Below are 13,137 nucleotides of genomic sequence, written 5' to 3' on the forward strand. Positions count from 1 at the left end.
TCTGGGAAAACCCCTTCCGGGGGGTGCAGCACAATGAGGGGCATGGTCAGCACCTCGAGCAGCAAGTCCGGTCCCGGTTCGGTCAGCCCGTCCCGTGAGGACTTCCGCGCCCTCGCCGAGAGCCGCCGCGTCATCCCGGTCGTGCGCCGGGTCCTCGCCGACGGCGAGACGCCGATCGGGGTCTACCGCAAGCTCGCCGCCGACCGCCCGGGCACGTTCCTGTTCGAGTCCGCGGAGAACGGCGCCTCCTGGACGCGCTGGTCGTTCATCGGCGTCCGCAGCCCGGCCGCACTCACCGTCCGCGACGGCGAAGCGGTCTGGACCGGCACCCCGCCGGTCGGCCTGCCGTCCGAGGGCAACCCGCTCACCGTGCTGCGTGAAACGATCGAAGCGTTGCACACCGAGCCGTTGCCCGGATTGCCGCCGCTGACCGGCGGCATGGTCGGCTACATCGGCTACGACTCCGTGCGCTGGCTCGAAAAGCTGCCGGAGCTGGCCGAGCGCGACCTCGACATCCCCGAGCTGACCATGCTCCTGGCCACCGACCTCGCGGCGTTCGACCACCACGAGGGCACGGTCACGCTCATCGCGAACGCCGTCAACTGGGACGACTCGCCCGAGCGCGTGGACGCGGCCTACGACGACGCGGTCGCCCGGCTGAGCGCGATGACGGAGCAGCTGCAGGTGCCCGCGCCGGCCACGGTCGCCGCGTTCGACCGGCCCGAGCCCGAGTTCACGCGCAAGCGCTCCAAGGCGGACTTCCACGCCGCGGTCGAGAAGGCCGTCGAGGCGATCAAGGCCGGCGAAGCGTTCCAGATCGTGCCGTCGCAACGCTTCGAGATCCCGACCGCGGCCGACGCGCTCGACATCTACCGCGTGCTGCGGACGTCCAACCCGAGCCCGTACATGTACCTGCTGCGGCTGGAGGGTTTCGACATCGTCGGCTCCAGCCCCGAGTCGCTCGTCACCGTGCGGGACGGCCGCGCGACCACGCACCCGATCGCGGGCACGCGCTGGCGCGGCGCCGACCCGGAGGAGGACGCCCAGCTCGCGAAGGACCTCCTCGCCGACGAGAAGGAGCGGTCCGAGCACCTGATGCTCGTCGACCTCGGCCGCAACGACCTCGGCAAGGTCTGCAAGCCGGGCACCGTGCGCGTCGTCGACTTCTTCCAGATCGAGCGCTACAGCCACGTCATGCACATCGTGTCGACCGTCACCGGCGAGCTGGCCGAGGGCAAGACGGCGTTCGACGCGGTCACGGCGTGCTTCCCGGCCGGGACGCTGTCCGGCGCGCCGAAGGTCCGCGCGATGCAGCTGATCGAGGAGCTGGAGCCGGTCCGTCGCGCGCTGTACGGCGGCGTCGTCGGCTACCTCGACTTCGCCGGCGACGCGGACACCGCGATCGCGATCCGCACGGCGCTGGTCAAGGACGGGATCGCGCACGTCCAGGCCGGCGGCGGCGTCGTCGCCGACTCGGTGCCGGACTACGAGGACACCGAGTCGCTGAACAAGGCCCGCACGGTGCTGTCGGCCGTGGCCGCCGCGCAGACGATGGTCGCGGCGGGCGTGCTCGACCCGGCCGCGGACGCCGCGCATGTCTGAGGCGCCGGCCGAGGCGCCGGAGACCGCCAAGCCGTCGCGCCGTCCACTGTGGATGATCGTGGTCGCGCTCCTGCTCGCCGCGCTCGCGCTGTGGGGCGCGTCACGGCTGACGTGGTTCGCCGAGTTCCGCGACGGCGGCGTGCGCGGCACGGTCCTCTACCGCGAGACCGGCGAGCAGCGCGCGACGGCGCTCGTGCCGCTGGCCCTGCTCGCACTGGCCGGCGTGGCCGGGGTGATCGCGACCGGCGGCTGGGCCCGGCGCGTGCTGGGCGTCGTCCTCGCGCTGGCCGGCGTCGCCGCGGTGTGGTCCGGCGTGTCCGGGGTGAAGTTCTCCGGCTGGGCCGACGGGCTGCCCGTGACGCAGATGCTGCTCGGGCGCGGCCTGGCCGTGCTCGGGGGAATTCTCGTCGCGGCCGGCGGGTTGGCAGCCGTCAAGGGTGCCGGTGCCGCGCGGCTCGGGGCCCGGTACGCGGCTCCGGCCACGCGCAAGAAGGCGCGTGATCCGGACGCCGAGCTGTGGGAAGCACTCTCGGAAGGAGAGGATCCGACCGACGTCCGGGGGAGGCATTCGGAGTAACGCGCGCACCCGGAACCGGGCACTCCAGATGCGGGGGTTAGCATCGTTTCGGCGGGAAGGGGAAGGTTTTTGTGAGCGACCTTGCGAAGGAAACCGTGAGCGCATACCAGGGCGGGGGCGCCCGGTGACCGTGCTCGAAGACATCGTCGCCGGCGTCCGCGAGGACCTCGCGGCACGCGAGTCCGTGCTGCCGTTCGACGAGCTGAAGATCCGCGCGGCGGCCGCCCCGGCGCCCCGCGACGTGATGTCGGCGCTGCGCGAGTCCGGCATCGGCGTGATCGCCGAGGTGAAGCGGCGCAGCCCCTCCAAGGGCGAGCTGGCCGACATCCCCGACCCCGCCGCGCTGGCGAAGGACTACGAAGACGGCGGCGCACGCGTGATCAGCGTGCTGACCGAGGAGCGCCGTTTCGGCGGTTCGCTGGCCGACCTGGACGCGGTGCGCGCGGCGGTCGACATCCCGATCCTGCGCAAGGACTTCATCGTCAGCCCCTACCAGGTGCACGAGGCCCGCCTGCACGGCGCCGACATGGTGCTGCTGATCGTCGCCGCGCTGGAGAAGAACGCGCTCGCCGCGCTGCTCGACCGCGTCGAGTCGCTCGGGATGACCGCGCTGGTGGAGATCCACAACGCCGAGGAGGCCGACAAGGCCCTCGAGGCGGGCGCCAAGGTCATCGGCGTCAACGCGCGCAACCTGCACACCCTCGAGGTGGACCGCGACGTCTTCTCGCGGCTGGCCCCCGGCCTGCCGATGGACGTCTACAAGGTCGCCGAGTCGGGTGTCCGCGGGCCGGGTGACCTGATGTCGTACGCCGGTCACGGCGCCGACGCGGTGCTGGTCGGCGAGGGGCTGGTCGCCTCCGGCGACCCGAAGGGCTCCCTGGTCAAGCTGGTCACCGCCGGTTCCCACCCTGCCTGCCCGAGGCCCTCGCGGTGACCGCAGAGCACGGCACGCACGACCCGGACGAGCGCGGCTACTACGGCCCGTACGGCGGCCGGTTCATGCCGGAGGCGCTGATCGGCGTCGTCGACGAGGTCGCCGCCGAGTACGAGAAGGCCCGGCACGACCCGGAGTTCCTGAACGAGTTCAACCGCCTGCTGAAGGACTACGCGGGCCGCCCGTCGCTGCTCACCGAGGCCAAGCGCTTCGGCGAGCACGCCGGGGGCGCGCGCGTCTTCCTCAAGCGCGAAGACCTGAACCACACCGGCTCCCACAAGATCAACAACGTGCTGGGCCAGGCGCTGCTCACCAAGCGCATGGGCAAGAAGCGCGTCATCGCCGAGACCGGCGCGGGCCAGCACGGCGTCGCGACGGCCACCGCGTGCGCGCTGCTCGACCTCGACTGCGTCGTCTACATGGGCGAGGTCGACACCGAGCGCCAGGCGCTGAACGTGGCTCGCATGCGGCTGCTCGGCGCCGAGGTCATCCCGGTCAAGACCGGTTCGCGGACGCTGAAGGACGCGATCAACGAGGCGCTGCGCGACTGGGTCACCAACGCCGACACCACGCACTACCTGTTCGGCACGGCGGCCGGTCCGGCGCCGTTCCCGACGATGGTCCGCAACTTCCACCACGTCATCGGCACCGAGGCCCGCGAGCAGATCCTCGAGCAGGCCGGCCGCCTGCCCGACGTCGTCGCGGCGTGCGTCGGCGGCGGGTCGAACGCGATCGGCATCTTCTCCGGCTTCTACGACGACCCGTCGGTGCGGCTGGTCGGCCTGGAGCCGGGCGGCGAGGGCATCGAGGGCAACCGCCACGGGGCGACGCTCACGAAGGGCACCCCGGGCAACCTGCACGGCGCGATGACGTACCTGCTGCAGGACGAGGACGGCCAGACGGTCGAGTCGCACTCGATCTCGGCCGGGCTCGACTACCCGGGCGTCGGCCCGGAGCACGCGTGGCTCAAGGACACCGGCCGGGCCGAGTACCGGCCGGTCACCGACGCCGAGGCGATGGACGCGTTCAAGCTGCTGTCGCGCACCGAGGGCATCATCCCGGCGATCGAGTCGGCGCACGCGCTGGCCGGCGCGCTGGTGCTCGGCCGCGAACTGGGCCCCGACGGCCTGATCGTCGTCAACCTGTCGGGCCGCGGCGACAAGGACATGGACACGGCGGCGAAGTGGTTCGGGCTGGTGAACGGATGAGCGGGCTGGACGACCTCTTCGCGACAACGCGCGCGGAGGGCCGTGGCGCGCTGGTCGGCTACCTCCCGGCGGGCTTCCCGACGGTGGAGGGGTCGAAGGAGCTGATCGCGGCATGCGTCGACGGCGGCGCGGACCTGATCGAGGTCGGCGTCCCGTATTCGGACCCGGTGATGGACGGCCCGACCATCCAGGCCGCGTCCGTGACCGCGCTGGACAACGGCTTCCGCCTCAAGCACGTGTTCGAGGTCGTCGAGTCGGTGTCGGCGCGCGGCGGCCGCGCGGTCGTCATGACGTACTGGAACCCGGTGAACCGCTACGGCGTGGACCGCTTCGCGCGTGACCTCGCCTCGGCGGGCGGGCTCGGGTTGATCACCCCGGACCTGATCCCGGACGAGGCCGGAGCGTGGATGGACGCATCCAAGGCGCACGGCCTGGACCGGACGTTCCTGGTGGCGCCCTCATCGTCGGAGGAGCGGCTGGCGTTGACGGCGTCGTCGTCGTCGGGGTTCATCTACGCGACCGCGGTGATGGGCGTGACCGGCGCGCGCGACCAGGTCGGCGCGGGCGCGGAGGAGCTGGTCCGCCGCACGCGGACGCACACGTCCCTGCCGATCGGCGTGGGGCTGGGCGTGCGCTCGGGCGAGCAGGCGGCCCAGGTGGCGTCGTTCGCGGACGCGGTGATCGTGGGATCAGCCCTGGTCACGGCGGCGGCCGAGGGCCCTTCCGGCGTCCGGGCGCTGTCCGCCGAGCTGGCCGAGGGCGTGCGCCGGGCGGTCGCGACCGCTTGACCTGGAGTGCACTCCAGGTGCCACTCTGGGTCGGTGACGTCCTACACCCCGGCCCAGGTGACCGAAAAGACCGGTTTCACGATCGACACCCTGCGCTACTACGAGCGCATCGGCTTGCTCCACCACGTCGGCCGCACGGCCGGCGGGAGGCGGGTGTTCACCGAGCAGGACGTCGAGTTCCTGCAGCTGCTGCGGTGCTTGCGCTACACGGGGATGCCGGTGGCGGAGATGCTGCGGTTCGTGGAGCTGCTGCGGTCCGGTGAAGCGACGCGCGAGGAGCGGGTGGACGTGCTGAGGGAGCACGAGGCCCGGGTGGCGTCGCAGATCTCGCGGCTGCGGGAGCACCAGGAGCACATCCAGTTCAAGATCCAGCTGTACAGCGGCTCGGGCCAGCTGGCTGTCACACCCGCCTGACGCCATCACCTGAACCAGAACTGTCGGTGGCGGTCCGCATACTCCTCGTGTGATGATCCACAACGAGGGGACCGAGCGGACATGCCACACTGGAACAGACCTGCGGCGATCGGCTGGAGCGGAGGTGAAGCGCGATGGCAGCACCGACTGAGCCCCAGCCCGGCATCCCACTACGGCCCGAAGGCTGGACTGCCGAGGATGTTCTCGCCCTGCCCGAGGACCAGACCTCCCTTCAGCGAATCGAACTCGTGGACGGGGTGCTTCTCGTGAGCCCCGCCCCGACCTCGGTGCACCAGCGGCTTCTGCAGAAGTTGCAGTTCGCCTTCGCGCCCGCACTGCCGGACGGCACCGAGCTGCTGCCGGGCGTGAACGTACGTTTCGGCGGACGCCGGCTGCTGATCCCGGACCTGGTGATCTTGACCTGCGCCGAGGTTGACACCTTGGTCTACGCGGCGAGCGATGTCCTGCTGGCGGCAGAGATCGTGTCGCCTTCGACGAAGATGCAGGACCGGATCCTCAAACGGGCGATCTACGCCGAGGCCCTGGTCCCGTACTACCTCCTGGTCGAGCCGCCGGAGCCGGTCAGCGCCACGCTCTTCGCGCTCGAAGGCGGCGAGTACGCGCCCATAGCCAAGAGCGAGAACGGCGAACTCCGCCTCAACCGCCCCTTCGAGGCCACCCTCAAGCTCTGACGGCGTTTGTACGAAAGCTGTACAGCGGCGCGGGAGAGTCCCCGGCATGGACCTCGCACACCTCCCGCGGCGCACCTTCCTCCGCGGCGCCGCCGGCCTCGCCGCCGCAGGAGCCGCCGGGCTCCTCCTCCCGCGGGCCGCCGGAGCCGCTACCGAACCCCGGATCTACAGCTGTGCCGAGTGGGGTGCCCGGCCGCCCGCCGACGCCCTCACCACCCTCGACCACCCCGCGAACCGCGTCCTCATCCACCACATCGCCTGCCCCAACAGCACCGACTACTCCCTCGCGCACGCCTTCCAGATCGCGCGCGACGACCAGCACGACCACATGGACAACAACGGCTGGTCCGACACCGGCCAGCACTTCACCGTCAGCCGCGGCGGGTACCGGCTCGAAGGGCGGCACGGCAGCCTCGACGCCCTGCGCGGCCGCACCACCATGATCCAGGGCGCGCACTGCCCGGGCCAGAACACCAACGCCATCGGCATCGAAAACGAAGGCACCTACACCAGCGTCGAGCCGCCCGAGGCGCAGTGGGCGTCACTCGTCACCTTCTGCGCCTACATCTGCCGCCAGTACGGCATTCCCGTCGAGGAGATCAAGGGCCACCGCGACTACTACAACACCGAATGCCCCGGCGATCGCCTCTACGCCAAGCTCCCGCAGCTGCGCGACGAAGTGGCCGCGTCAATGTAGGTAGCGCATGAGCGAGCACAGCTCGTCCGGCGGCAGGGAACCCAGCCGCGCGATCTCCCCGCGGCGCACGTCCATCAACGTCGTCGCCAGCTCCGCGCCGAACGCCGATGTCAGCTCGGAGTCCGCTTCGAACGCCTTCACCGCGTCCGCCAAGGAGGTCGGCAGGCGGACCGCCGACGGGAGCGTCCCCGGGTCGACGTCCACCGGCTCCGGCAGCGAAGCCGACGCCGAAACCCCGGCCAGGCCCGCGAACAGCAGCGCCGCCACCACCAGGTACGGGTTCGCCGTGAGATCGAAGCACTTGACCTCGAAGTTGGCCGCCCGGTCGCGCTGCCCGGCCGGGCCCTGCACCAGCCGCAGCGGCGCCTCGCGGTTTTCCAGGCCCCACACCGAAAACACCCCGGCCCAGTGGTGCGGCTCCAGGCGCAGGTAGCTGACCACCGACGGCGCGCCGATCGCCAGCAGCGCCGGCAGCCGCGAGAAGATCCCGGCGCCGAACGCCTCCGCCGTCGGTGTCAGGCCGAACCGCCCGTCGCCGCCGGAGCACAGGTTGCGGTCGCCGTCCCAGAGGCTCAGGTGGACGTGGCCGCCGTTGCCGACCCCGTCCGGCGAGAACTTCGGCGTGAACGACGCCCGCAGCCCGTGCTGCTCGCTCACCATCCGGATCGTCTCGCGCGTCAGCACCGCGATGTCCGCCGCGCGCACCGGGTCGTCCGGGGCGACCGACAGCTCGAACTGCCCGGCCGCGTACTCGGGGTGGATCTGCTCGACCGTCACCCCCTGAGCGGACAACGTGGACACGAGTGCGCGCAGGTAGCCCGCCTGCGCGGAAAGCCGCGCGAAGCCGTAGGCCGGGCCCGCCGTCGCCGACCGCGGGTCGTCCGGCGCGTCCGCCGCCGTGATCACCCACTCGATCTCGAAGGCCGTCCGCACGTTGTAACCGAGCGACGCGAGCCGGGCCGTCGCGGTCGCGGCCAGCGCCCGCGCGTCCTGCGGGTGCGGCTCGCCCTCCTGGTCGTACTTCCGGACCGGGGCCCACGCCCAGCCCGGCTGCGCGGCCCGCGGCACGAGCGCGTCCAGGTCGGGGTGCAGCCGCAGGTCGCCGACGGGACCCCGGGAGTACGCGCCGTCGGTGATCTCGTCGGTGGCCAGGAAGAAGTCGAACGAGTTCGACGCACCGACGCCCCACGCCGCCGCCGACCACAGCCGGTCCACCGGGACGGCCTTGACCCGGGCGATGCCGCTGTTGTCCACGAAGGTCAGCGCGACCAGCTCGACGCCGGCCGCGCGCAGGCCGTCCGCCCGCAACGCGCCCTGCTGTGCGAGTTCCGCCCGGTCGAGCTGGCTCATCCTGCCCCCGTCGATGTTCACTGAATACTCTTGAGAAAGAGGTGGAGATCGTGTCAGACACCGTCGAAACCCGTCCAGGGCTGCGCCGTTCCCTCTCCGTCTGGCAGGCGGTCGGCCTGTCCGTCGCGTTGATGGCCCCCAGCATGGCCGCCAACATCAACCCCCAGCAGACCGCGTCCGCCGCCGGCCGCGCCGTCCCGCTCGCCTTCCTGCTCTCGGCGGTCGGCGTCCTGCTGGTCGCGTACGGCTTCGTCAAACTGTGCCAGTACTACCAGCACGCCGGCTCGGTGTACGCGTTCGTCGGCGCGACGCTCGGACCGCGCGCCGGAGTCGTCTCCGGCATCGGCCTCCTCGGCACGTACACGTTCTACGCCGTCGTCACGAGCTCGGCGGCGGGCACGCTCGGGACCGCGTTTCTCACCCAGGTCGGGATCTGGCCGAACCCGCCGTCGTGGGGCCCGTTCGTGCTGACGGCGGTCGCGCTGGTCGGCGCCTGGCTGCTGTCCGTGGTGCCCGCGCGCCGCGGCACGAGCACGCTGCTCGCCGTAGAAGGCGCCACGATCGCGGTGATCCTGCTGGTCACGGTCGTGATCCTGGTCCGGCTGCTCGCCGGGAGCGCGCCGGGCGGCGCGCGGTTCACGATGGACGTCTTCGTCCCGGAAACCGGTTTGTCCGGGGTGTTCCTCGGCGCGGTGTTCGGCTTCCTGTCCTTCGCCGGGTTCGAGGCCGCCGCGACGCTCGGCGAAGAGACCCACGACCCGAAGCGCAACATCCCGCGCGCGATCCTCGGCACGGCGATCTTCGGAGGCGGCTACTTCGTCGTCGTCACCGCGGTCGAAATGATGGCGTTCGGCACGGACGCGACGGCGTTCCACGACTCGCCGTCCCTGCTCGGCGACCTCGGCAGCCGCTACGCGGGCGCGTGGGTCGGCGACGTGATCAGCGTCGGCGCGGCGATCAGCGCGTTCGGCTGCTGCCTGGCCTGCGTCGTCGGCGGCTCGCGGCTGCTCTACGCCCTGGGCCGCGACGCGTACGGCGGCCGCGGCATCGGCCGGACGTCCACCCGCGGCACCCCGATGGCCGCGGTCAGCGTGGTCACCGGCGCGGCGGCGCTGATCATCCTGGTGTGCGCGCTCTTGTTCGGCGCGACGGCGTCGGACACCTTCGCGTGGTCCGGCTCGATCGGGACGCTGATCCTGCTGGTGATCTACCTGCTCACGACGGCAGGTGCGATCCTGCTGCTGTTCGTGAAGCGGCGGATGCGCGTGCCGGCGTGGCACATCGTCTTCCCGATCGGCGCGCTCGCCGTGCTCGGGTACACGGTGTACGTCAACGTGGTGCCGTACCCGGCCGAAGGTCCCGCGCGCTGGTTCCCGGTGGTCGCGGGCGCTGTGCTCGTGCTCGCGGTGGTCTTGGTCCTGTCGGCGCCGCGCTTCGCTCGTAGGGTGGGGGAGAGGCTCGGCACCGTGGACGGAGGCGCATGACCGACCTGCTCCCGTTCGTCGCGGACCTGCCGCTGGTGGACCACCACTGCCACGGCATCGTGACGAAGGACGTGGCCCGCGCGGACTTCGAGGCGATGCTGACCGAGGCGGACACGACGTCGCCGCTGGGCACGAGCCTGTTCGACTCGCTGATCGGGCTGGCCGTGCGCGAACGCTGCGCGCCCGTGCTCGACCTGCCGAAGCACGCTCCCGCCGACGTCTACCTCGAACGCCGTGCCGAGCTGGGCGCGGCCGAGGTGGCGCGGCGGTTCCTGCGCGCCACCGGCACGACGGACTTCCTGCTGGACGGCGGGTTCCGGCCGGACTCGCTGACCACGACCGGGGAGTTCGCGGAGCTGGCCGGCACCCGCGCGCACGATGTCGTCCGGCTGGAACAGGTCGCGGAGGACGTGATCCGGGGGACCACGGCGTCCGGGTTCGCCGCCGCTTTCACCGATGAGCTGGGGAAACGCGCGGCCACCGCGGCCGGGTTCAAGTCGATCGCGGCCTACCGCGTCGGCCTGGAGCTGGCGGGGGAGCGGCCGTCGCGGGCGGAGGTCGAGGCCGCCGCCGGCCGGTGGCTCGCCGGGGGCGGCACCCGCCTCGCCGACGAGGTCCTGCACCGGTTCCTGGTGTTCACCGGCCTCGACCTCGGCCTGCCGGTGCAGTTCCACGTCGGGTACGGCGATTCCGACGTCGACCTGCACCGCTGCGACCCGCTGCGGCTCACCGCGCTGCTGCGGGCCACGCGCGACCGCGGCGTGCCGATCCTGCTGCTGCACAACTACCCGTTCCACCGCAACGCCGCCTACCTCGCGCAGGTCTTCGAGCACGTCTTCGTCGACGTCGGCCTCGCCACGCACAATGCGGGCTTCCGCGCGCCGGCGATCCTGGCCGAGCTGCTGGAGATCGCGCCGTTCGGGAAGGTCCTCTTCTCCACCGACGCTTTCGGCCTGGCCGAGCTGTACCACCTGGGCACGGGCCTGTTCCGCCAGGGACTCTCGGACTTCGTGCGCGCCGGGCTCGCCGCCGGTGCGATGTCCGAAGTGGACGCCGTCCGGCTGTGTGCTTTGGTGGGACACGAGAACGCGAAGAGGATCTACCGCTTGGAGAACGGGTGAACGACCTTTGGGACCGCTGGACGCGGGCGATCGACGAGGAACTGCCCGCCGCGATCGAACTCCGGCACGCGGTGCACGCCGACCCGCGCGGCTCCGGCGACGAGGAGGACACCGCCCGGCTGGTGGCCGAAGCCCTCGGCGCCGGCGAGGGCACCCGCGTCGCCAAGACCGGCCGCGCGATCCCGCTGCCCGGCGGGGACGGCCCGGTCGTCGCACTGCGCGCGGAGCTCGACGCCCTCCCGGTGCTGGAAGGCACCGGCGTGCCGTGGGCGTCGGAGAACGGTCTGATGCACGCGTGCGGCCACGACGTCCACCTCGCCGCGCTGGTCGCGGTATGCCGCGCGGCGCTGCGCGTCGGCGTCCCGCGGCCGATCCTCGCGCTGCTGCAGCCGCGCGAGGAGACGTCGCCGCCCGGCGCGCTCGACGTCGTCGAGTCCGGTGTGCTGGCCGAGGCCGGGGTGGACGCGGTGATCGGCGCGCACGTCCAGCCGCGGATCGCGCACGGCGTCGTCGCGGCGGTGCCGGGGCCGGTGAACGCCTCGACCGACGAGTTCGAGGTGACCATGCACGGCCAGGGCGGCCACGCCGGCTACCCGCAGCTGCTGCGCGACCCGATCCTGGCGCTGTCGCAGCTGGTCGTCAGCCTGCAGCAGCTGGCGTCGCGGCGGATCGACCCGGTGTTCGGCGCGGTCTGCTCGATCGGCCGGATCCAGGGCGGCGCCGCGGCCAACGTCGTCCCGGCCAGCGCGAGCGCGTTCGGCTCGCTGCGCCTGATGCGGGAGAAGGACCGTGAGAGCGCGCTGGAAGCCCTCGCGGAGATCGTGCACGGCACCGCCAAGGCGCACGGCTGCACCGCCGAGCTGGAGATCAGCCCGTGCGAGCCCGTGCTGGCCAACGACCCGGGGCTGGCGGCGGGCGCGCGGCGCTGGCTGGGCCACGCGGGCTTCGCCGTGGACGACCAGTTCCGCTCGTTCGGCGCGGACGACTTCGCCCACTACTGCGGCGGGGCGACGCGGGGCCTGATGCTGTTCGTCGGCCTCGGCGACACCGCGGGCGTCCCCAGCCTCCACGACGAGCGGTTCCTCCCGCGCGACCAGGCCGTGGTCCAGGTGGCGCACGCGCTGGTGGCGGGGTACCTGGCCGCCTTGGAGGCTTGAGTGCCTTAGCGCTACGGTGGCCGCGTGATGAGCGCCTACCTCGCTACGATCCCGAGCCCCGACCAGGGCGTCTGGCACCTGGGGCCGATCCCGGTCCGTGCGTACGCCCTGTGCATCATCGCCGGCATCATCGTGGCGATCTGGTGGGGGGAGCGGCGCTGGGCCGCCCGCGGCGGCACCAAGGGCACCGTGATCGACATGGCCGTCTACGCCGTGCCGTTCGGCCTGGTCGGCGGCCGGTTGTACCACGTGATCACCGACCCCGAGCTGTACTTCACCGAGGGCAAGAACCCCTGGAACGCGTTCGCGATCTGGGACGGCGGCCTCGGCATCTGGGGCGCCATCGCCCTCGGCGCGGTGGGCGCGCTCATCGCGTGCCGCCGCAAGGGCGTCCCGCTGCCGGCGATGGCGGACGCGATCGCCCCGGGCATCGTCGTCGCGCAGGCCATCGGCCGCATCGGCAACTACTTCAACCAGGAGCTCTACGGCGCGCACACGGACCTGCCGTGGGGCCTGGAGGTCTACCAGCGCTTCAACCCGGAGGACCCGGACAACCTCCTGAACGGCGTCGCGACGGGGCACATCCCGCTGCCGGAGAGCCCGGTCCACCCGACGTTCCTGTACGAGCTGCTCTGGAACCTGCTGGTCGCGCTGCTGGTGGTGTGGGCGGACCGCAAGTTCAAACTGGGCCACGGTCGCGTGTTCGCGCTGTACGTGGCGGGCTACACGGTCGGGCGCGGCTGGATCGAGATGATGCGCACGGACACCGCGAACCACATCCTCGGGCTGCGGGTGAACGTGTGGACGTCGATCCTGCTGTTCGTCGCGGCGGTGGTGTACTTCGTGCTCGCCGGGAAGCGGGGGCCGCGGGAGCTGCCGGAGACGCTGCGGAGCAAGGATGCGCCGGGTCCGGAAGAGACGCCGGTCGCGGAGTCTCCGTCCGAGGAGGCTTCGGAAGAAGAGCTCGAGCACGCGAAGGTGGCGGCCGAGGCTCCGGCGGCGGAAAAGCCCGCTTCGGAGGCCGCCCCGCCGGAGGAACCGAAGAAGACCGACGAGAGCTGACCGCACCGCGTCCCTTTGCAGTGGGATTCCGGCGTGACCGATCTGGCCAGG

General features: G+C 72.0%; 13 protein-coding genes. 12 read left to right on the forward strand and 1 reads right to left on the reverse strand.

Annotated features, from left to right (window positions below):
• The first annotated feature begins 42 nt into the window (after positions 1–42).
• From AA23TX_RS08390 to AA23TX_RS08425, 8 genes are all read left to right on the forward strand, one after another.
• Positions 43–1,602, forward strand: coding sequence for an anthranilate synthase component I (locus AA23TX_RS08390; RefSeq protein WP_155541991.1), 1,560 nt, complete (start codon positions 43–45; stop codon positions 1,600–1,602).
• Entirely contained in the window at positions 1,595–2,179 is a 585-nt protein-coding gene (locus tag AA23TX_RS08395) for a Trp biosynthesis-associated membrane protein (protein ID WP_230862395.1), read from the forward strand. The genes AA23TX_RS08390 and AA23TX_RS08395 overlap by 8 nt, the downstream gene beginning before the upstream one ends.
• Before the next feature lie 124 nt (positions 2,180–2,303).
• On the forward strand, positions 2,304–3,113 hold the full coding sequence (trpC, locus tag AA23TX_RS08400) for an indole-3-glycerol phosphate synthase TrpC (protein WP_155541992.1): 810 nt from the start codon (positions 2,304–2,306) through the stop codon (positions 3,111–3,113).
• Positions 3,110–4,321, forward strand: a complete 1,212-nt coding sequence (gene trpB, locus AA23TX_RS08405) for a tryptophan synthase subunit beta (protein ID WP_155541993.1) — start codon at positions 3,110–3,112, stop codon at positions 4,319–4,321. The genes trpC and trpB overlap by 4 nt, the downstream gene beginning before the upstream one ends.
• A complete protein-coding gene (trpA, locus tag AA23TX_RS08410; RefSeq protein ID WP_155541994.1) occupies positions 4,318–5,109 on the forward strand; it encodes a tryptophan synthase subunit alpha in 792 nt (263 codons plus the stop codon). Before trpB ends, trpA begins: the two co-directional genes overlap by 4 nt.
• 33 nt (positions 5,110–5,142) lie before the next feature.
• Positions 5,143–5,523 carry a MerR family transcriptional regulator gene (locus tag AA23TX_RS08415; protein ID WP_155541995.1) on the forward strand — a complete coding sequence of 127 codons (381 nt, stop codon included), beginning with the start codon at positions 5,143–5,145 and terminating at the stop codon, positions 5,521–5,523.
• Between the two features lie 134 nt (positions 5,524–5,657).
• Complete coding sequence (locus AA23TX_RS08420) at positions 5,658–6,215, forward strand: Uma2 family endonuclease (RefSeq protein WP_155541996.1); 558 nt, start codon at positions 5,658–5,660, stop codon at positions 6,213–6,215.
• A 46-nt stretch (positions 6,216–6,261) separates the two neighbouring features.
• Positions 6,262–6,912, forward strand: a complete 651-nt coding sequence (locus AA23TX_RS08425) for a peptidoglycan recognition protein family protein (protein WP_155541997.1) — start codon at positions 6,262–6,264, stop codon at positions 6,910–6,912.
• Here AA23TX_RS08425 and AA23TX_RS08430 read toward each other — a convergent pair.
• Positions 6,904–8,262, reverse strand: a complete 1,359-nt coding sequence (locus AA23TX_RS08430; RefSeq protein WP_196425231.1) for a type I glutamate--ammonia ligase — start codon at positions 8,260–8,262, stop codon at positions 6,904–6,906. The two genes, AA23TX_RS08425 and AA23TX_RS08430, sit on opposite strands and share 9 nt — an antisense overlap.
• A gap of 50 nt (positions 8,263–8,312) precedes the next feature.
• On the opposite strand from AA23TX_RS08430, the gene AA23TX_RS08435 reads away from it, so the two are divergent.
• From AA23TX_RS08435 to lgt, 4 genes are read left to right on the forward strand one after another with little or no spacing between them, the layout of a single operon-like run.
• Positions 8,313–9,746, forward strand: coding sequence for an APC family permease (locus tag AA23TX_RS08435; protein ID WP_230862396.1), 1,434 nt, complete (start codon positions 8,313–8,315; stop codon positions 9,744–9,746).
• A complete protein-coding gene (locus AA23TX_RS08440) occupies positions 9,743–10,867 on the forward strand; it encodes an amidohydrolase family protein (protein WP_155542000.1) in 1,125 nt (374 codons plus the stop codon). Before AA23TX_RS08435 ends, AA23TX_RS08440 begins: the two co-directional genes overlap by 4 nt.
• Positions 10,864–12,024, forward strand: a complete 1,161-nt coding sequence (locus tag AA23TX_RS08445) for a M20 metallopeptidase family protein (RefSeq protein ID WP_155542001.1) — start codon at positions 10,864–10,866, stop codon at positions 12,022–12,024. Before AA23TX_RS08440 ends, AA23TX_RS08445 begins: the two co-directional genes overlap by 4 nt.
• Positions 12,025–12,051: 27 nt before the next feature.
• Positions 12,052–13,086 (forward strand): prolipoprotein diacylglyceryl transferase, encoded by a 1,035-nt coding sequence (gene lgt, locus AA23TX_RS08450; protein ID WP_196425232.1) that lies wholly within the window; start codon positions 12,052–12,054, stop codon positions 13,084–13,086.
• Positions 13,087–13,137 lie beyond the last annotated feature (51 nt).

Source organism: Amycolatopsis camponoti (assembly GCF_902497555.1).
Lineage (GTDB): Bacteria > Actinomycetota > Actinomycetes > Mycobacteriales > Pseudonocardiaceae > Amycolatopsis > Amycolatopsis camponoti.